Origin of the sequence: Cupriavidus sp. D39 (assembly GCF_026627925.1) — a bacterium.
In the GTDB taxonomy this organism is placed as follows: domain Bacteria; phylum Pseudomonadota; class Gammaproteobacteria; order Burkholderiales; family Burkholderiaceae; genus Cupriavidus; species Cupriavidus ulmosensis.
In genome coordinates, this window is sequence record NZ_JAPNLE010000009.1 from 798,761 (window position 1) to 816,465 (window position 17,705).

General features: G+C 61.1%; 16 protein-coding genes and 4 pseudogenes. 5 read left to right on the forward strand and 15 right to left on the reverse strand.

What is annotated here, in order from left to right; translation table 11 throughout:
• Positions 1-20: 20 nt before the first annotated feature.
• The 4 genes and pseudogenes from OMK73_RS15405 (at position 21) to OMK73_RS15420 (ending at position 3,042) form a co-directional block, all read left to right on the forward strand.
• Entirely contained in the window at positions 21-815 is a 795-nt protein-coding gene (locus OMK73_RS15405; RefSeq protein ID WP_267602795.1) for a transporter substrate-binding domain-containing protein, read from the forward strand.
• Positions 816-937: 122 nt separating this feature from the next.
• Positions 938-1,596: pseudogene (locus OMK73_RS15410) on the forward strand (amino acid ABC transporter permease).
• An 18-nt stretch (positions 1,597-1,614) separates the two neighbouring features.
• A complete protein-coding gene (locus tag OMK73_RS15415; RefSeq protein WP_267602796.1) occupies positions 1,615-2,265 on the forward strand; it encodes an amino acid ABC transporter permease in 651 nt (216 codons plus the stop codon).
• Positions 2,266-2,277: 12 nt separating this feature from the next.
• Positions 2,278-3,042, forward strand: coding sequence for an amino acid ABC transporter ATP-binding protein (locus tag OMK73_RS15420; RefSeq protein WP_267602797.1), 765 nt, complete (start codon positions 2,278-2,280; stop codon positions 3,040-3,042).
• A gap of 33 nt (positions 3,043-3,075) precedes the next feature.
• Here the strand turns inward: OMK73_RS15420 and OMK73_RS39210 are convergent.
• From OMK73_RS39210 to OMK73_RS15435, 3 genes and pseudogenes are all read right to left on the reverse strand, one after another.
• Positions 3,076-3,357: pseudogene (locus OMK73_RS39210) on the reverse strand (Tn3 family transposase); the annotation flags it as partial.
• 272 nt (positions 3,358-3,629) lie between these two features.
• Positions 3,630-4,280 (reverse strand): hypothetical protein, encoded by a 651-nt coding sequence (locus tag OMK73_RS15425; protein WP_267606651.1) that lies wholly within the window; start codon positions 4,278-4,280, stop codon positions 3,630-3,632.
• Between the two features lie 315 nt (positions 4,281-4,595).
• The gene (locus OMK73_RS15435; protein WP_267602798.1) at positions 4,596-5,669 is read right to left on the reverse strand and encodes a hypothetical protein; all 1,074 of its coding nucleotides are present in this window, start codon (positions 5,667-5,669) and stop codon (positions 4,596-4,598) included.
• Between the two features lie 599 nt (positions 5,670-6,268).
• On the opposite strand from OMK73_RS15435, the gene OMK73_RS15440 reads away from it, so the two are divergent.
• Positions 6,269-7,180, forward strand: a complete 912-nt coding sequence (locus OMK73_RS15440) for a LysR family transcriptional regulator (RefSeq protein ID WP_267602799.1) — start codon at positions 6,269-6,271, stop codon at positions 7,178-7,180.
• A gap of 334 nt (positions 7,181-7,514) precedes the next feature.
• Here the strand turns inward: OMK73_RS15440 and OMK73_RS15445 are convergent, their stop codons facing one another.
• The 12 genes and pseudogenes from OMK73_RS15445 to OMK73_RS15490 all read right to left on the reverse strand — a co-directional run bounded on the left by OMK73_RS15445 (position 7,515) and on the right by OMK73_RS15490 (position 17,416).
• Positions 7,515-9,275 carry a hypothetical protein gene (locus OMK73_RS15445; RefSeq protein ID WP_267602800.1) on the reverse strand — a complete coding sequence of 587 codons (1,761 nt, stop codon included), beginning with the start codon at positions 9,273-9,275 and terminating at the stop codon, positions 7,515-7,517.
• 114 nt (positions 9,276-9,389) lie between these two features.
• A pseudogene (locus OMK73_RS39215) lies at positions 9,390-9,691 on the reverse strand (hypothetical protein); the annotation flags it as partial.
• A 4-nt stretch (positions 9,692-9,695) separates the two neighbouring features.
• Complete coding sequence (locus tag OMK73_RS15450; RefSeq protein WP_267602803.1) at positions 9,696-10,613, reverse strand: hypothetical protein; 918 nt, start codon at positions 10,611-10,613, stop codon at positions 9,696-9,698.
• On the reverse strand, positions 10,610-11,383 hold the full coding sequence (locus tag OMK73_RS15455) for a TRAFAC clade GTPase domain-containing protein (protein WP_324291815.1): 774 nt from the start codon (positions 11,381-11,383) through the stop codon (positions 10,610-10,612). Before OMK73_RS15455 ends, OMK73_RS15450 begins: the two co-directional genes overlap by 4 nt.
• 253 nt (positions 11,384-11,636) lie before the next feature.
• Positions 11,637-12,728, reverse strand: coding sequence for a GTPase-associated system all-helical protein GASH (locus OMK73_RS15460; protein WP_267602805.1), 1,092 nt, complete (start codon positions 12,726-12,728; stop codon positions 11,637-11,639).
• Positions 12,728-14,041, reverse strand: a complete 1,314-nt coding sequence (locus OMK73_RS15465; RefSeq protein ID WP_267602807.1) for a metallophosphoesterase — start codon at positions 14,039-14,041, stop codon at positions 12,728-12,730. The genes OMK73_RS15460 and OMK73_RS15465 overlap by 1 nt, the downstream gene beginning before the upstream one ends.
• A 100-nt stretch (positions 14,042-14,141) precedes the next feature.
• Positions 14,142-14,276 carry a hypothetical protein gene (locus OMK73_RS39220; protein ID WP_420715653.1) on the reverse strand — a complete coding sequence of 45 codons (135 nt, stop codon included), beginning with the start codon at positions 14,274-14,276 and terminating at the stop codon, positions 14,142-14,144.
• A gap of 412 nt (positions 14,277-14,688) precedes the next feature.
• Positions 14,689-15,201, reverse strand: a pseudogene (locus OMK73_RS39225) (phage integrase family protein); the annotation flags it as partial.
• Between the two features lie 48 nt (positions 15,202-15,249).
• Complete coding sequence (locus OMK73_RS15475) at positions 15,250-15,555, reverse strand: type II toxin-antitoxin system RelE/ParE family toxin (protein WP_267602810.1); 306 nt, start codon at positions 15,553-15,555, stop codon at positions 15,250-15,252.
• Positions 15,552-15,821 carry a type II toxin-antitoxin system ParD family antitoxin gene (locus OMK73_RS15480; RefSeq protein WP_267602811.1) on the reverse strand — a complete coding sequence of 90 codons (270 nt, stop codon included), beginning with the start codon at positions 15,819-15,821 and terminating at the stop codon, positions 15,552-15,554. Before OMK73_RS15480 ends, OMK73_RS15475 begins: the two co-directional genes overlap by 4 nt.
• 443 nt (positions 15,822-16,264) lie before the next feature.
• On the reverse strand, positions 16,265-16,405 hold the full coding sequence (locus OMK73_RS15485; protein WP_267602812.1) for a hypothetical protein: 141 nt from the start codon (positions 16,403-16,405) through the stop codon (positions 16,265-16,267).
• Positions 16,406-16,882: 477 nt separating this feature from the next.
• Positions 16,883-17,416 (reverse strand): hypothetical protein, encoded by a 534-nt coding sequence (locus OMK73_RS15490; protein WP_267602813.1) that lies wholly within the window; start codon positions 17,414-17,416, stop codon positions 16,883-16,885.
• Positions 17,417-17,705: the final 289 nt, after the last annotated feature.

Genomic DNA, 17,705 nt, shown 5'->3' on the forward strand with positions numbered 1-17,705 from the left:
CGACTGATAAAGGTGTTTTTATGAAACGCAGACAGTTCACCGCCATCGCCAGCCTGATCGCAGGCGCCGCACTCATCGCCATGGCACCCGCCAAAGCTGACGATTCCCTAAGCGCCGTGATGGGCAAGAAGTCGATTGCGATCGGCATCCCGACCGACTTCGCGCCGTATGGCTTCATGGGCACAGACCTGAAGCCGCAGGGCCTGGACGTGGCCGTGGCGCAGATGATCGCCGACAAGCTCGGCGTCAAGGCCGATCTCGTCCCCGTGAGCACGCCGAACCGCATCCCTTACCTGCAGACCAAGAAGATCGACCTGATCGTCTCGGCACTGGGCAAGAACGCCGAGCGCGCCAAGGTGATCGATTTCACGATTGCGTATGCGCCCTTCTACCAGGCGGTGTTTGGTCCGAAGGCAATGAGCATCAAGAGCTTTGCCGATCTTGGCGGCAAGACCATCGCGGTCACGCGCGGCACCATCCAGGACGATGTGCTGCAGCAAGTGGCGCCTCCCACGCTGAAGATCCAGCGCTTTGAGGACGACAACTCCACCGTGGCCGCCTTCGTCTCGCAGCAAACGCAACTGCTGGCCACCGGCGCGGCCGTGGCTGCCGCGGCGATTGCGAAGAACCCCAAGGTGGAGGCCGAGTACAAACTGCTCCTCAAGGATTCGCCCAACTTCATCGGCGTGCGCAAGGGCGAAACCGCGCTGCTGGAGAAGGTCAACGAGATTCTGCGCAAGGCAAAGGAGGATGGCACGCTCAATGGCTACGCGCAGCGCTGGCTCGGCCGCGGCATGGGCGATTTGCCGGACTGATTGCAAACGGGTAAACGGATCGCATCGTTTCCGGACCCGTGCGCGGGCCCCATGTTGCTAGCGCACCGGCCTGCCTCGCAGGCCAGTCCCGCCGAAGACAAAAAACTCTCTAGCTGCACTGCATGATCTCATTCGACTTTGCGCCGGTTCTCTCGCAATGGCCCATGCTGCTGCGTGGCCTGTTTCTGACGATTCTCCTGACGGCGTTCTCCGCGGCCTTCGGCACGCTGGTCGGCATCGGCTGCGCCTGGGCGCGCATCCATGGCACGGCATGGCTGCGCGCGCTGGTGGGCGGCTATGTGGAGGCAATCCGCAATACGCCGTACATCATCCAGCTGTTCTTTATCTTCTTCGGCCTGCCTTCGATCGGCGTGCGGATGCCGGCGGAAGTGGCGTGCGTGCTGTCGATGACGCTGAACCTCGGCGCCTATGCGTGCGAGATCATCCGGGCCGGGCTGGAGTCCACCCCGCGCGGGCAGATCGAAGCCGCGCAGAGCCTGGCGCTCAACCGCTGGCAGATCTTTACGCGCGTGGTGCTGCCGCCTTCACTGTCGCGCGTGTGGCCGGCGCTGGTGAGCCAGGTCATCATCGTGATGCTGGGATCGGCGGTGTGCAGCCAGATCTCCACCGAAGAGCTTTCTACGCGGCCAATATGATCGCCAGCCGCACGTTCCGCAATTTTGAAGCCTATATCGTCGCCACCTGCGTCTACCTGGGCCTGGCCGTGGTGCTGCGTGAGATCCTGAACTGGGTCGGTCCGCGCTTCATCTTTGGCCGCTGAGATCGGGAGGCATACACCATGGTCGACTTTTCCCTGTGGGACATTTTTCGCAACCTGCTGCTGGCGCTGCGCTGGACAGTGGGGCTGTCGCTGATCGCCTTCGCCGGTGGCAGCGTCGTCGGCATGCTGCTGCTGGTTGCGCGCATTGCGCGCTTGCCGGGCGCCGTGCGCGGCGTGGCGCTTTACGTGCAACTGTTCCAGGGCATTCCGCTGCTGATGCAGTTGTTCCTGTTCTACTTCGGGCTGGCGTTGCTGGGCGTCGAGACCTCGGCGCTGTTCGCGGCAGCACTGTGCCTCACGCTGTATGCAAGCGCCTATCTCACCGAGATCTGGCGTGGTTGCATCAACGCCATTCCCAAGGGCCAGTGGGAGGCCTCCGCCAGCCTGGCGATGAATCTGCGCGAGCAGCTTCAGCACGTGATCCTGCCGCAGGCCACGCGCATCGCGGTGGCGCCCACGGTGGGATTCCTGGTGCAAGTGATTAAGGGCACCGCGCTGGCCTCGGTGATCGGCTTCGTGGAAGTCACCAAGGCTGGCCAGATGATTTCCAACGCCACCTTCCAGCCCTTCCTGGCTTACGGATGCGTCGCGCTGCTGTACTTCGCCCTGTGTTTGCCGTTGTCGCTGTGGAGCCGCCGCCTTGAGCGCCGCCTGCAGCCCAAGCATTGAGCCCGTCATCCCATGTTCAAGCAAATCGAAACCACCAAGCCCTTTGCCCTCGTCGATATCCAGGGCCTGCGCAAGCGCTTCGGCGCCAACGAAGTGCTCAAGGGCATCGACTTGCAGATCGGGCGCCGCGAGGTGGTCTGCATCATCGGCCGCAGCGGCTCGGGCAAGAGCACCTTGCTCCGCTGCATCAACGGGCTGGAAGGCTTCGATGAAGGCGCGCTCAGCGTGGATGGCCAGGCACTGCGCCATGGCGACGCCCGCGCCATGCGCGACCTGCGCCAGAACGTTGGCATGATCTTCCAGAACTTCAACCTGTTCCCGCACCTGAGCGCCGGGCAGAACGTGATGCTGGCGCCTACGCTGGTGAAGGACACACCCAAGTCCGAGGCCGGTAAGCGAGCACAAGCACTGCTCGAGCGCGTGGGCCTTGGCGACAAGTTCCACAGCTTCCCCGACCAGCTATCCGGCGGGCAACAACAACGCGTGGCAATCGCCCGCGCGCTGGCCATGGACCCCGCCGTGCTGCTGTGCGATGAAGTCACCTCAGCACTCGATCCGGAGCTGGTCGGCGAAGTGCTAAGCGTGGTGGAAGGCCTTGCAGCGGAAGGCATGACCTTGGTAATGGTTACGCATGAGATGAACTTCGCCCGCAAGGTCAGCGACCGAGTGGTCTTCATGCATCACGGGAAAGTGCATGAGATGGGCTCACCGGAGGAAATTTTCGGGGAGCCGAAGACGCCGGAACTGAAGCAGTTCCTTTCGGGGCTGAATGGTTGAGCGCGTGCCGATCCAGTGCCGGCCTATTGAGACTTGCATAAATGCTGACATCGCCACGTTCGCGCGGGTCAACCGACCAGGCATTTCGAGTGCGCGCATGGCGGTGGAGATATGCGCCGGATCCCAACTCCGAAATCATCGCAGCAACGCTCTTTGCATCGAGATCCGTGCCGTGCGAGGGCAGTGCGGCGTACAGCGAACGAGCTCACGCGCGTCTCGCGCCCTGCGTGCAAGTAGCACTTCGCTGATACCGATGCAGGCGGCTACCTCCATGATCATGTCGGCAAACTGGACGGTACCAATCTCCTTGAACATCGTAAGCGGCCAGCGAACCCGTCTTGACGGTGATGATCGCAGCGGCTAGGTGGCGCTGGTAGCCGGCTTCCAGCGATGTGGTAGCGATTCGGCAATGTTACTGGGGGTAATCGTACCTTTCGTGTCAAATCTGGCGGTAGTTGCGCGCAGAACCGCCTGGCAGCAAGGCTCTGCGGCTTGACAAGAGTGACGGAGAGCCCGGTGCCAAAATGATCTGGATTGGCATGCAGCGAGCCGCCTTTATGATTCAGGCGCTGCGGGGCGGGGAATCATCAGAGCAAGTGCGTGATTAACTGCAACGATGGATGGATGCCCGCCGTGATGATTATCTGCTCAGGTTCACAGCGTACCCCGCGTGCGGTACGCAGGTAATCGGCGAGCGCTGCGCGCAGAGGGGGATAGCCGGCCAATCCACCTATAAGGAGCCTCGCCTTTTGACAAGATTGGTTTTTGGTGGGTTTCGAGGTGTGGTGTGGGGAGCTTTTCCTTGGGTGGAGGCACGAGTTGGGATGAAACGGCGGGAGAGACTGCACACCTATCCCAATATATCCAGCGTGAAGATCACACTCAGGTTGTTCTCGTCGTCGAAACTTCAGATGAACAATCGTCTCCGGCGAGACTGTCGGATTTCCCAGGACGCATCCGATGCCGATGTTCCTGCGATTTAGGTCCGGGAAGCCGCTGGCGTGATCCTCGTCGTAGTTGGTGCACACCAGCAGGTCAAGCCACTTAACGCCCGCGGCTTGAAGGTGCTTGCCCGGATGCCAGGGTGTGCCCATGAAGTTGACCGAGTGCCCGCAATCGATCAGTACGCGCTGAATGCCACCGAAGGCTGGCATTGTCAACAATGCGCACTGGCCGTGATCGACATTAAAAATCTGCAGCAACCCGTCATTGACCGGCAGGCTCACGATTTCCTCCATCTGGCTTCTTCTCGTTCGGGTAGGCCCAAGCGGTGAACAACTCGATAGCGAAGTGGCGATAGAACTTCAGGTAGCGAAGAGTAATACACTTCGCCAGGCTTTAGCCGACCCGGAAATGCTCCAGATTATCGGAACCGACCCGTTCTCGTGGGTACTGGATCCCATTGACGGGACGCGTGCCTTCATTGCCGGGCTGCTGCTCTGGGGGACGCTGACGCACTCAACAATGGCCAACGCCCGGCGCTGGGAGTCATGGGCCAGCCCTTCACGGGATAGTCGTACTTTTTGTGCGAATGCTGCCCCGCCAATGAGGGATCACTTTCCCTCAGCCGCGTCCGGTGCAACCGGCGTCGGAGTCGCAGTCGACAGGAGGTCTTGGGGCTGCGCCGACTTTGTCTCACGTTTGGTGTAGGCGAATACACCAATATTGCCGCTCAAGTAGGACTTGAGCATTTCGATCTTTAGATACGTCCTTGCCTCATAGAGCTCCTTGTCCGACAGCGACAGGCCGCTGGCCGAGGCCGAGGCCACGTCCTTGGCAACGATGCCGATCTTCGCGAAGTCCAGCCGCTCCGCATAGATTGCACTGATCCGATTGAACAGAAAGCGCAAGGCCGAATAGCACACGGTCAGAATCGAGAAGCACACCGCCAGATACGGTAGACGCGTGACGAACACCGTCATCAGGTCGAGGTTGGGCTCCTTGACGTATTTGACGGAGAGGTCTACGGCGCCCCAGAGCAACTGCGTCGTCAAAATCATGATGATCCCAAGGGGAACCACGCTCAGCCAGATGAACGTCCGCGCCTGCTTTGCTCCATGGTCGGAGAACGAGGAGAACTCCTCGGAGAAGAGATTCACATTGCTGGTCAACTCGCGCAAGCGCCGTTCTGCCCCCGAGGTATCTTCTGCGAGCGAACGCAGTTGCTCCTTACCCTTCGAGATTTCCCCCTCGATGTCGCGAACGGTCGCCTCCTTCGCGCTAATTAGATCGAGGACTGTTTGCTTGCGTGCCTCGCCGCGTGTGACTTCCTCTTTCAGGGTCGTCAGCTTGGCGGTCGTTTCTGCCGCGTCGGTCTTCGCTTCCTCGAGCTCCTCCTCCAAGGCAGCAAGCTCAGTTTTCTTCGTGGCTTCCAGCTGGGAGACTGCGACATCGCGTTGCTTCACTTTCTCCTGCAAAGCCAGGACGGCAGCCTTCTCCCGTCCGAGATCCGTGATAGCGGCCTCGCGCAGGCCCTGTAGGTGCGTCAGAGACTCGGACAGGGTTGCAAAGTCTTCCGGAAAGAAGCCCAGTATTCGGATCCGAGTAATCTGAAGCGTGCGTTTGCGAAACAACTCGAAGTAGCCAGGCGGTAGATAGATCGATACGCCACTGCTGACGCAGCGCACCTCGAAAGTAACCTTGCTGGCAAGGGAATTCTCCGCGCACTTCTTGCGAACTTGGCGACTTACTAGGGCATCAAATACAGAAAGCTCGATGCCGGCACCCGACGCCGACTTCGAGAACTCGGGATAACGGGTTGGTTCACAGGGGAGACAAGAATGACACTAGACGTCACTGATAGCTCGCTGCAGGCATTGGAAGCGACACCAGCCAAGGAACTGGAAACATTTCCAACGGAGTTCATCAGCAAACTGGGCGGCATTGCACGCTGCTTGAGCGATGGCAACGACAAGCCATTCGGGATCCGCTCGGGTGAGCCCTACGAGATAAATTTTCAGGAGCCAGCGTATGTTGCCTCCGTCGAGATCGACCGCGCTGACTCTCATGAAGCTATGGCGGATCGTTCAAACACGAACCTTGGATTATGCCCCGTACGGCACACAGAGACGAGTAGATCGGCGCCCGGGCGGGCTCTGCCGCCTATGACGCCTTCGGACCGCTCGGAGCGGACCTGGAAACCGTTGAACCTAAGCATGTTCCAGCGGATACCCCCTCAGGGCCCGGGCTTGAACATTTGTGACTTGAACTCATCAAGGAGGCCGTCATGGCTCGCCTGGAAGTCAACCGATCCGGCGAACTGGAAGTGTTCGTGCGCGTCATCGAACTGGGCGGATTCTCGGCCGCTGCCCGCGCCTGCGGGATGACGCCATCGGCGGTCAGCAAGCTGATCTCGCGCATGGAGCAGCGTCTTGGGACACGCTTGATCAACCGCTCGACGCGACAGCTCCAGCTCACTCCCGAGGGCTGCGCCTTCTACGAGCGCGGAGTGCGCTTGCTGGCCGATCTGGACGAAGCGGAGCGCTGCGCCAGCGCGCACGCGGCGCCGCGCGGGCGACTGCGGGTGAACGCCAACGTACCCTTCGGCCATCATTTCCTGTTGCCACTCGCTTCGGAATTCCTGGACCGCCATCCCGACGTGACGCTGGACATCGTGCTGACCGATGAAGTCATCGACATCCTGGAGCAGCGCACCGATGTGGCTGTGCGTGCAGGCCCGCTCATAAGCTCCAACCTGATGGCGCGCAAGCTGGGCCAGACTCGCATGGTCATCGTCGGCGCGCCCGACTATCTGGCGCGCAATGGCACCCCGGCCACGCCGGACGAGCTGGCTCAACACAATCGCCTGGGAGCCAACTACGTGCGTGCTCAGCCCGGTTGGCCGCTGCGGCACGATGGTGGGGATATCGTGGTTCCCGTGACCGGCAACGCACAGGCCAGCGATGGTGAAGCGCTGCACCGTCTGGCGTTGGCCGGCGTGGGTCTGGCTCGCCTAGCCGCCTTCCAAGTACGCGAAGACATTGCCGCTGGCCGGTTGCTGCCGGTGCTCGAAGATTTCAATTCGGGCGATGTCGAGGAAGTCCATGCTGTGTTCGTCGGACAAGGCGGCTACCTGCCGCTGCGCGTGCGTGCCTTCCTGGACTTCCTAGCCGAGCGGGTTGATATCGGTGCACGCTAATCCTGTTCGACATGGATGCCGAAAGCGGACTTCCCCGGCGCGAGGTCTGGTCGCAGGGGTGCGGGCTTGTCCGGGTCGTCGTACTTGAGGGCCAGCGCGGCGCGGGCGTTCCGATTCCCCGCCAGTCGCGCCTGATCGCCTGCATTCGCGGGATTCCTTCACGGGGTGATCGTACCTTTCGTGTGAAATCTGGCGGTCCCGCCCCAAAAACTATTGCGAATCAATGGGTTGCAATATCTCTGGTCGTGCGAAAGGCGGGAAGGGGCAGAGCCTTGCTGCAGGCGGCTCTCCGGTCGATCACCGCCACTTTTCACACGAAAGGTACGATCACCCCTCATCCTGGCGCTGGCGACGCTCTTTGTAAGGTTACGACCTGGTTGAACACCGCCACCACCAGACCGCCCACTGCCCCCACAGGGCTGGCTGCATGTCGTCTTGCGGAATTCGTGGCCGCCATTAGCGGAGATAGCGGGTCTGCAACAGAAGTCGCTACCACCATCGATATGGCCACCCACCCTTTTTTCGCTTCTCCTTGCTGCAAATAGGTAGAAAGGCATTCTTTCACTTCTTCGCTCAACTCTGGACTCAGTAATGCAGACTGCAAGGACTGAATTCCGCTGCGGCGGCGAACCTCTCGCGCTAGCGCTAAGACTTGGCCAGGATCCCTACTGAGCCTAAGTGCTCCACAGTCAGAGTGTGTGGTTGGCCATTTCGTGACCGCGCTACGTACCATTGCGTCTAATCCGTATGCGCTGCTGTTCCACTTCGCGAGTGAAGATTCCAGATAGCGCATTTCCCGACTTGTGAGGCGGTACGATTTGACCGCGCGATACAATGGCTCGAAGACGATGTGCCCAATCTGCAGTGCCAGCATGTCTTCAACCTCGAGTGCCACGAGATAGCCAACGATGAGAGTGGCATCTCCTGCGACACTTCGATGCTCCAAAGAACGGAAAAGCTGTAACCAGCCGTCAGTCAACCTGAACGGCGGTACCTGCCCAATTTCGGCAAGAGCCAGCGCCTCGAGCTGGTCGGACGTAACGGTGCTTAAGCTGCTTGCCAGCAACTTTAGTCTTGCGTCCTCACTTACAAACCACTGTGCGACGACATCCCTAACCTCGTCACTACGCTGCGCGAATAGCTCTATACCGAGTTGGTCGGCTCCCTCGATGAAAACATGAAGCAGCGCCGCCACGGTGCGTGGACCTAGCCCCGGCTTCAGTGCCTGCAGAACTGCGCTCCAGTCAACTTCGAGCATGCTCGGGAGTTGACTGAGCAGCTCTGCTCGAGCAGCGTCGTCCGACGGCCACCACTCTTTCATGGCCAGGATCTCTGGCCGCAGCTTAGCTATTGAAAGCCGACTACGCTCGCTGGCCCCACGCGCAACGGTGGAACCGGGCAACTCCAGCACAAGCTCTCTAAACAGCGAAGCCCCAAAGCTATGCGCGACATCGGACTGGCAAGCATCCAGCAAGATATTGACTTGCGGAGATGACAATGCACTTAATCGCTGAACCAGCGGTCCACACTCCGCGTCGACAGGGGTATCGCGCAGGATATGCGCCAACTCCAGGCATTGCTCGAAACCGTCTGCAGCTCTGACTGCGTCGGCTACGAGATCTCGCGCAAGGCGTGGCATCCGCCCTTCGATGATCAGCGTTTGGGCAGTCCTGAGGCGCTCGAGCGGACCAGCATCGCCAAGATCGAGATAAAAGCTCGCGAGTTGCACTGCAGCGCTACGAGGCCTGGGGCTTTCTATGGCATATCGCGCCAGAAATGACCTAAGTCCTGTCGGACCGGCGTACGGTAGGTCCTCCATCATGGCATCGAAGCCTTGCGAACTTTGCACGCGAACTCCGTCGTGCAGTTCGAAAGCATCGCTGGAAAAACGAAGGGTGCACCCAAAGTCGAAGCCTGACAGGGCGCCCTCTTCAGCAGTGGTAAAAGCGAATTCCCGCCGCAACGCTGGCCACATTTGGCGCCATACCGAAAGCGCCAGCGCCTCATTGTCGCGCTCGTGCATTGCAGGAACCACCACATCATTAACGGAATGGTCACCATAGAGCTGCAACAACGCACATGAGGCTTGCGCCATCGATAGGCTCGGGAGCGAATTCCCCTGGCCGCGAGTCTTTAAGGCTATTGGGCGCTCATAGTCGCTGAGCTCGGGCGCGCTCGACTGCCGAAGCAGTAGCCGCAACAGCATTAGGTCCGGCAAGAGCACCAGCGATTGGTAGTCAAGCACCAGCGAGTGGGTCCAGACACTGCCGGGGCGATAGCCTTGCCCGGCTGACCAGGTCCTAGCAAGGACATAGCGGGATGCGGCGCGCAACGGATAGGCCGTGAGATACGATTTCCCCCGTCAACGGCCGACGATGCAAGCAGGTCGCTCAACACAAGCATTTCGGAGCGCGACTGATCATCTAGCTCCAAAGAGCTGGCCAATTCACGGTGGCCCCTCCCGTATCCGTGCAAGGCCTGTTCAATGCGGATCTCAGATTTCGGTAGCATTGCATCAATCCGCGGTGGGGAGCAGCCACCTCAGCGGTGCCGAGATGTCATGCGCATCGGCATCATGTCCGACAATGCGGATCCGTTCGGAAGGCCGACCGATCTTTTCAAGGGTACTCTTATCTTGCGGCAACCGCCCTCCCTGAGCGCTTACGCCGTAGACACGCGCGTCCCAGAGGTCGTCATTGGTCGCAAGGAACTGTGAGAGCATGGGACGCCGCGTAGCTAGCCAGGCGTCAGCTGTCGCATTACCGTTGCTCGTTACTACATCCCATGCCGACACGATGACGGCGACCTTACGCCGGCGAGAGCGCAGCGGCCGCCTGTTGGCTAGCTGAAGAAACTCAACGAGCTTCACTTCTTCAGGCATTTCCTCTGGCCGGAAGCGAGTCGTCGACTCCTCAATGACGGCCTGCCCCTCTGCTTCCGTCGTCACGCCCGGCGACTGCCCATCCAACGTTGCAGCATGATCGCCAGTAATTTCGTCGACGGGTTCAAGATCGAGAATGTCGGCGATGTCATCGATCAACAAAGCATCATCTTCACGATCCGCGTTCGTGAACAACAGGATGCCTTCCGCCTCCGATAGGGCATCGAACAAATCGATTTGGCATTGCCCAATGCAGGCCGGCTGTTCAAAGGCCTCGCCGCGCAGGTCAGGAATCCGCAGCGTTGATTCCGCGCCCGTGACGCGATCCTGTACCTGCAATTCGACCCACCCCTCAGTCGCCGGCTTGGTCCTTTCGATCGTTTCGCAGGCCAGCCACTTGCCCTCGAGCTTGTTGAGGTGTGCTTCACTTGCCGCCAAGCCGGTAAGACGGAGATGCGTGGGCACTTCATCTGCAATCAACAAGTGGCGCAAAGCGGCGATGAACGTGCTCTTGCCAGAGTTTGGCATTCCCACCACGAGCAGGCTTGTCATGATTGCGCATCCCAATATGGAACCATGAGGGCATCCATTTCCGTCATCTGTGCCGGAACAATCTTCGATAGCCGGAACGATCCCGGCTCCTCCGCCGCCAAAATGTCATCCAAGAGTTCCTTCAGGCCCCGGCCGCTTCCTCCATTGCCCGGCCCTCTCCGGGACGCGGTCACAAGTGGCCTAATGGCAACATCACAGTTGGCGCGGCGAGTCAGATCGCCAGCAAGATCCATCAATGCCGCCGTCGTACGTTCGATCAACGCGGCGGAGTTCAGGCGATCGGCCTTGGTACCAACGACCCGAAGAATCTTGCCTTCCAGGAGTCCGCATTGGCTCATCGCCATGACCAGCCTCCGCAGGTACGATACACAGGGATGCGGCGTTGCGGCAAGTCGATCCAACTCAACGAGCAAGAGGATTGCGTCGGCGCGTGCGAGCTCCGCAAACTCGGCGATCTGCGTCGGGTAATCGAGAACGGTGTCGAAGTGCTCCCCTGACCGATCCGAAAAGACCAAATCGGCGATCCCCGCATCCGTTGCGACGCGCAAATGCGTGAAGTTGAGTTGGGCTCGTCTCGGCGTTCGCGGCGTATCCGGCGTTTCACGATTCGATGCAATTCGCGCCAAATGACACCGCTCCTCATATCCTCGCAATGTCTCCGAGCCTGCAAACCGATAACCGTCGAGTCTGCCGCGATGAAGCAGCTCATAGATTGTGGCGATCATGGTCGTCTTTCCGGCGTCCGGACCGGCCACAATCCCGATAACGATGCCCCCCTCTCACGCAGCAGCTTGTCGCAACTCAGCTCGTCAAGGCTTGCCGCTCCGCCGGTCCGCGTCATCGATCTCGCGGACTGTGACACGGCCTCGCCCTCGGGGGCGACGTCTGCCTGCTCAGCCTCCTCGGAAATCGGAACGACATCCGGGCACTCATTGAAGTTCAGCCCGTTGATACAGACACCTGACTTTGGGCCTCCGCACCCTGGCACCCTGCATTCAAAAGCGGCCGAATCCATGTCTTCAGTCATTTCAGTGCCCGCAGAAGCAGGCGCTCGCGATAGAGCTGGATGGCCAACTGCTCAGCCGAAAGCTCCATATCCACTGACAGCCCCGTCAGTCGCTGGAAGCGCGGTTGCCAGTCGGCGGCGTCTTCACTGGCTGCCGCCATTCCCATTGCTGTGGTAAGCGGCATCAGATTGGCACAATCGCCCTCCGCCACATCGGCACAGTGTTGCAGTCGCCACGCACGCTCGGGATTTACAACGGCTTCGGCCAGCGCCACCGGCTTCGACGCGTCCTCACGACCCCGCTCAAGCACCATGGCGAGCAAGGCTGGTGCCGAGAACAGCCCCACGCCGGCGCTTTTGTCCGCCAGCTCCTTGCCCGCGCGCAGGGCGGCTTCCATGAGGGGCAGAGTTTTGAACCCCTTAGCCGAGTCTGAACTCCAGCCGCTCGTGACCCACCAATAGACCCGCACTTCGCCTTCGAGCCGCCGTAGGTACCCAAGAATCAGATTGTCATTGGTAGCGGACGCACGCGCAGCAGCCTCCGCGTAGTCCCCCAACTCTTTCAACACGGAGTGGGCGTGTTGCAGGCCGTTGGCAGGGTTCTGCCTCGATGCAGGCTGCTCCAAACTCGCCATTGCTTCATTGAGCGCCTGTCCCCGGGCGTTATGTTTTCGGTTCGCGAGGATGCTGCTCTCTTCCGTCTGTATTTCGGCGAGCCTCTGTTCAGCTTGGGTCACAATCTGGTCGTCAGCGACTGCCTTGCGCGTTTTTCCAAAAGCTGCCGTAACCAAGCAAAGCGCTAGTGGATCTTCGATTTTAAGATTCTCTTCGAAGCAATATGCGATCGCGCTGCCGGCAAGCAATGCTGCTTCCTTGTCCGTTGTTGCAACGTCGAAGGTTGGATCTTTCTCCGCAAACGGTGACCAAAAGCTTTCGTCGAGTTCACCGCCTTTTAACCCAAGAACTTGCCTCACGAGCGCGGGCACGTGCTTGTTACTCAGGCTATCGCACGCCGCCATCAGCCCTGCGCCGCGCGCTTCAATCAACGCAGGCGCCGTGGCCAGGCCCAGCTTGCCGTACAGCACGCCCATTCGCTTGATAGCTTCCACTATTGTTTCTCCTGTTCTTGGATCATTTCTGCCAGTTCGTCCAACTGTCCGCGTTCTTTGGCACGCATAAGGGACAGCTTAAAGCGCTCCACGTCGGTAAGTCGGCTATCGCTTTCTTCGGCGAGCCGCAGATGCCCGACGATCTCTTCTTTCTTCGAAAGTGAGAGCCTAAAGAACCGATAGACAATTGTCCTGAAGTGACGTTGTGGGTCCATCTGTCGGGTGTCCGTGCTCAAGACTAGCTCGTTCTGCGTAGGGACGGGCTCGTTGGCGACAGGTGCAGCGGTTCGCCGCAGAAACGTCGCAGGCAGATCCGGCAGGTCAATGGACGCGCTGAACATCGGCTTGTTTCCTTTGTCTTCGACGTTGCGAAACTGCGGAGGATTGCCCTGCCATTCCCTTGCATGAACGTCCACCTTCAGTCGACGTGGCGAACCCGCCTCGACATACACTTCGATCAGATTGTATCCGGGCCGCCAGTTTGGCTCAGCTCTGTGCGGATTGATGGACCCAGCGAACAGCTTGACCCAATCTCGCCCAACCTGGACACGTTGATTGTGCTCATGACCAAATAGATGGATTCTTGCGGTTCCCTCGAACGCGCGCTCGGATTCCTCTTCGTCGGCCAGCCATTTGGGCGGATGGTGCGCCATGACCATGTACTCGACGCCGTCGAGCCTGGGCAAGGTCCAAGCCCGTGAGCCCAGGAACAAGCTTCCTGCGATGTCGGCGAGTCCAGAAAGCAGTGCCGTATTGAGACCGCGGATTCTCAGCGTGGAACCATCGTTAAGCTCGAAATCGTGCTCCCAAACAAACGTGTGTTCATCCGCGAAGAAGGAGGACTGATATCTGGCGGCGAAAGAGTTGTACTCGGCAAGGGAGGCGTAGAACAAGGCTCTCGCTTCGGTCTGCGTCAGTCGCCGGGTCAGCGCCATGTCGCGATCGTAGAACGTGGTTCCCTTACGAACAGCGTCATGGCCGTCCTGGATGAGTTGATTCCGTTCTATGACGGCTCGGTCCACATCATGATTACCAGGGCACAGAAGAACCGCTTCTTTGCCACACTGCGCCGCCTCGCAGACCTCGTCGAGCCATTTCGCCGCAACGTCGAATTCATCGCGCTTGCCCGCATAGGCAATGTCCCCGGTAACGAGAACAGCGTTCATGGGCCCAAGCGTATTCACCTTTTCGGCGATGTCCCTCTGGACCAAGCGCCGCAATTCCCGATCGGGGTCAAATCCGAAAGCGGCGGCTCGCCGGTTGAAGTGGATATCGGATAGATGGACAAATCGAATTTTTTCGACTGCTTCCATAGAAGTGCTGATCTCCTGGTTCTTCATAGTTCTGGTCAGACTCAAGTGGCGACACGATTCGGCGCAGCGCCCCAGATTGCGCTGCTGACACAGAGTGTATTCAAGGTGGGCCTACGAGTCGGGCATGGTACTTCGCCGCCTCGGCACGGACGCGCCGCTGCTCGGCCGTTACATAGGTGCTGGTGGTCTGCAGCGAGGCGTGCCCAAGCACGCGCTGCACCACGTCGAGCGGCATGTCGGCCGCGACCGCCTGGGTACCGAAGGTCCTCCGCCGCCAGCGACGACAGCGTCACGCCGCGCTCGGCGATGGCCCACAGTAGCAGACGTTCGAGTTCGAGCCGGTAGGCGCGCTGGGTCGCCTCCTGCCCGGCGAAGCCGGCTAGGTAGGCCCGCACCGCTTCGAGGTCATGGCGCGCGCGCACGTAGGGAAAGCTCGCCGCGCGGTTGTTGCCGCGCTCGCCGGACAACGCGTCTGGCAGCGCCATGCGCTCGAGCGGCACGAGCCGTCGTATCGAGCTGCCGCCCTGCCCGTCCGGTGCGAACTCGATGCGCTCGGTCACCGCCACGGCCAGTTCCGGCGGCGTGTCCTCGCGCACGTCGGCGTCCACTGCCAGACCAAGCGACCTTTCGTGCCGGCGCAAGGCCACGAACGCACGCGCGCGGCCCGGGCCGATGCGCGGCAGCGCGCGCCACCACGCGGGCCCGCGCTCGTTGATCCAGCCGACCAGGTCGGCCAGCGTCCCGAGGCCGGCGCCGGCCAGGCGCTGCGCAGCCAGCGGACGGAACCACAGACCCACCGCGTGCGCGGGCACCGGCACGGCCACCGCCAGGCGCGCGGCCTGCTCGACGAGCCGCAGCGACGCCGCACCCAGACGCGCGTGGCCGTGGCGCGCGATCGACGCCTTCAGGTGCTCAGCCAGCACCGGCGAGCCGTGCCGGATCGCCAAGCGTACCAGGTCGTCGCGCATCGCGCGCAGGAAACGCTCGGGATTGGCGTGGGGATCCTCCGCGTCGGCGTCGCCGTCACTCGCGGGCTCGAGGTACTGGCGCGCGAGCGTGGTCGCGGGCACGCCCTGCACCCAGGCGCGCAGCGCCGCGAACTCGGTGCGAGTGTAGGTGCGCGGCGGCGGCGCGGTCAGTGTCTGGGGGCGGTTGGCCATGGCATGGCGTGGTGGGGTCAGGCAGCTCGCCGACGGCGAGCTGTGGCATCAGTGGAACAGCAGCGCGGCATAGTTGCGGGCGCTGTGCAGCACGTGCAGCACGTCGATGCGGGCGGGCGGGTCGCCCATCACGCGGTAGAAGATCTGGTGGTTGCCGTGCACGCGGTGGCGGATGCCGCGGTCCTCGTAGCGTGGCACCAGCGGGAAGGCGAGCGGTAGGTCGGCGAGCGACTGGCACCGGTCGCGCAGCTCCTGCACGAAGGTTAGCGCCCGCGCCGGGTTGTCGCGCGCGATGTAGTCGGCAATGGCCTCGAGTTCGGCCTCGGCCAGCGGCGTCAGGCGCACGACAATCATGCGGCACGCCCAGGCGTGCCGCCGGCCATCGCGCGATACTTGGCCTCGAGGCGATCGAACACGGTGGCCGCTTCGGTGCCCTGGCCCGCGTCGGCCTCGGCCAAGCTGCGGGTGACGGCCGCGTCGAGCGCGGCCAGTTGCGCCTCGCGGTCCTGGATCAGGCGCACGCCTTCGCGCAGCACCTCGCTCTTGGAGCCATAGCGGCCGGAGGCGACCAGTTCGGTCACGTAGCGCTCGAGTTGTTGGCCGAGGTCGGCACTGATCATGGTTCGCTCCTTGGTTCAGACACGGCCGGCATTGGCGCGTCGGCCCCGAAATTGTATGCCGTTTGATAATAGTTATCAAACCGGACCTCCCAGAAGCAGCCAAGTGCCCCATACTTAATTTTATGATATTGAAGCCTCATCGCCAGAGACTAATTGGCAGCTTTCACCTAAGCTGCCGCTGGACGTCTCTGTTGGCTTCAACCGGCGTGGGCGTCGCGCTGGTGCCAAGTTCGATGGCGAACGTGCGCTTTCCTAGCATCGTCCACCGTCCGCTGCACACGCCCGCCTCCTTCGCACTCCACTGCTACTATCTTCGGGGCGAGGACTCCCCCTTGTTGGCCGCCATGCGAGAAACCATGCGAGCGATGTAGCGCAAGGATTCGGGAGATCAGCAGACGCCGACTCATGCCGATTGGATTGACTTCAGTAGGCAGTGGCTTGCGTCATGCGCCGGTGGGTACCGGCGGCGACGCCCCGACGGTAACGCAGCCGGCCGCCTGCAGGTCGGTCAAGGTCAGGCCGTGCCTGCCCATCTGCACACGGATCCACACCATGGCTGCGGCGCGCTCGATCTCAAGAGACATAGGTATCAGGTTTTGGGAGTCGGAAAGGTGGGGCATCCGAAAGGTGCAACGATTTGGGGCGGGCGATCAATCACCCTTGCCGGCCTTCCACACCGCCTGCATCGCACCACCTCCAGCGGCGCCCCGGCCGCCAGCGCGTGGGCAATATGGGTATGTCGCCTATGTACCCAACGACATAGGCGGCACTATGTGTCCTTCCTGACTATGTCTTGCAATCCTCCAATAGCCCGCATTTTGCGGGGCGAATGCTGGAATGGGAAAGAGATAGTCTTTATTCCTACAGCAGCCTCTTGGCTTCGTGGAAGGAGTGCGTCATTAGTTTCGTCATTCATAAGCGGGCGTTCTCTCACGACCGAGTGAAAGTCCGTTCGCGCCCTTGACGGAACACTTTAGAAGAATGCGCAGGCCCTTGAGAAGGCATCCGACCACACCGCAAATCAGGACGCTACTAGCTGGCAGACCAACTCCGCGGCTTTGTCAGAAGAGAAACCTATGTCGTGCGACTGGCTGGGTAGTCGGGCGTGGCGACGCATTCTTCAGGCACTGGTCCGTGTTACCCGACATAGTCCGGAAGGGCACATAGTGGCGCAGCCAGTGCGTGCTGGCTGCCTCCAGCCGCGCCGCGCCGCGCGGGTTGGCAAGGCGCAGCGTGCCCGCGCAGGCCGTCATGAAGCCCTTGATCTGCTTGGCGAGGGTGACGGCGCCGATGCCGGCGGCGGCATCGACGGGGCTGGCGGCGCGCGCACCGGCCCACGGCGCCCGCTCGCCCAGGTCGGTGGCGTGGCCGAGCAAGGCGACCCCGCCCGGAACCCGGATGTCGCCCGGGTCGGCCGGATGGCCGCGCGCCACCAGATCCGCGCCGAGCCGCGCGATCACCGCCGGCGGCACCGGCACGCGCCGCAGCTTGTTGCCCTTGCCCAATACTTCCAGCCACCAGCCTTCGATTCGTGCCCGGGTACCTGGCCGTGGCAGGCTGACCCACGCCAGATGGGCGGTGGTGGCGGCGACCACCTCGGGGTGATCGTACCTTTCGTGCGAAAAGTGGCGGTAAGGGCAAGAAAAACCCCAACGCCAAACGAGGACGTTGGGATCGGCGGCCTTTGATTCCCGAACTATTTCTTTGCAGCACTTCTTGCGGGTGATGCAAGTGGGATTCTTTTGCCGCAGGTCACGCCCGACAGGGAATCTGAGGCAATCAACTAAAATATGGTTGATCTCTCACCATTTCTTAACGGCTGATGCGTCGATAGCAAGCAACTCACGCAACGAAGGCTGCTCTAGCAACGGGCCTGACGAAAGC

Bases quoted from the DNA above. Each gene is read 5' to 3' on its own strand.
- OMK73_RS15405 (WP_267602795.1), top strand. From the start codon at position 21: ATGAAACGCAGACAGTTCACCGCCATCGCCAGCCTGATCGCAGGCGCC.
- OMK73_RS15415 (WP_267602796.1), top strand. From the start codon at position 1,615: ATGGTCGACTTTTCCCTGTGGGACATTTTTCGCAACCTGCTGCTGGCG.
- OMK73_RS15420 (WP_267602797.1), top strand. From the start codon at position 2,278: ATGTTCAAGCAAATCGAAACCACCAAGCCCTTTGCCCTCGTCGATATC.
- OMK73_RS15425 (WP_267606651.1), bottom strand. From the start codon at position 4,280: ATGGAGGAAATCGTGAGCCTGCCGGTCAATGACGGGTTGCTGCAGATT.
- OMK73_RS15440 (WP_267602799.1), top strand. From the start codon at position 6,269: ATGGCTCGCCTGGAAGTCAACCGATCCGGCGAACTGGAAGTGTTCGTG.
- OMK73_RS15445 (WP_267602800.1), bottom strand. From the start codon at position 9,275: ATGGCGCAAGCCTCATGTGCGTTGTTGCAGCTCTATGGTGACCATTCC.
- OMK73_RS15450 (WP_267602803.1), bottom strand. From the start codon at position 10,613: ATGACAAGCCTGCTCGTGGTGGGAATGCCAAACTCTGGCAAGAGCACG.
- OMK73_RS15465 (WP_267602807.1), bottom strand. From the start codon at position 14,041: ATGGAAGCAGTCGAAAAAATTCGATTTGTCCATCTATCCGATATCCAC.
- OMK73_RS39220 (WP_420715653.1), bottom strand. From the start codon at position 14,276: ATGCCGCTCGACGTGGTGCAGCGCGTGCTTGGGCACGCCTCGCTGCAG.
- OMK73_RS15475 (WP_267602810.1), bottom strand. From the start codon at position 15,555: ATGATTGTCGTGCGCCTGACGCCGCTGGCCGAGGCCGAACTCGAGGCC.
- OMK73_RS15480 (WP_267602811.1), bottom strand. From the start codon at position 15,821: ATGATCAGTGCCGACCTCGGCCAACAACTCGAGCGCTACGTGACCGAA.
- OMK73_RS15485 (WP_267602812.1), bottom strand. From the start codon at position 16,405: ATGTCTCTTGAGATCGAGCGCGCCGCAGCCATGGTGTGGATCCGTGTG.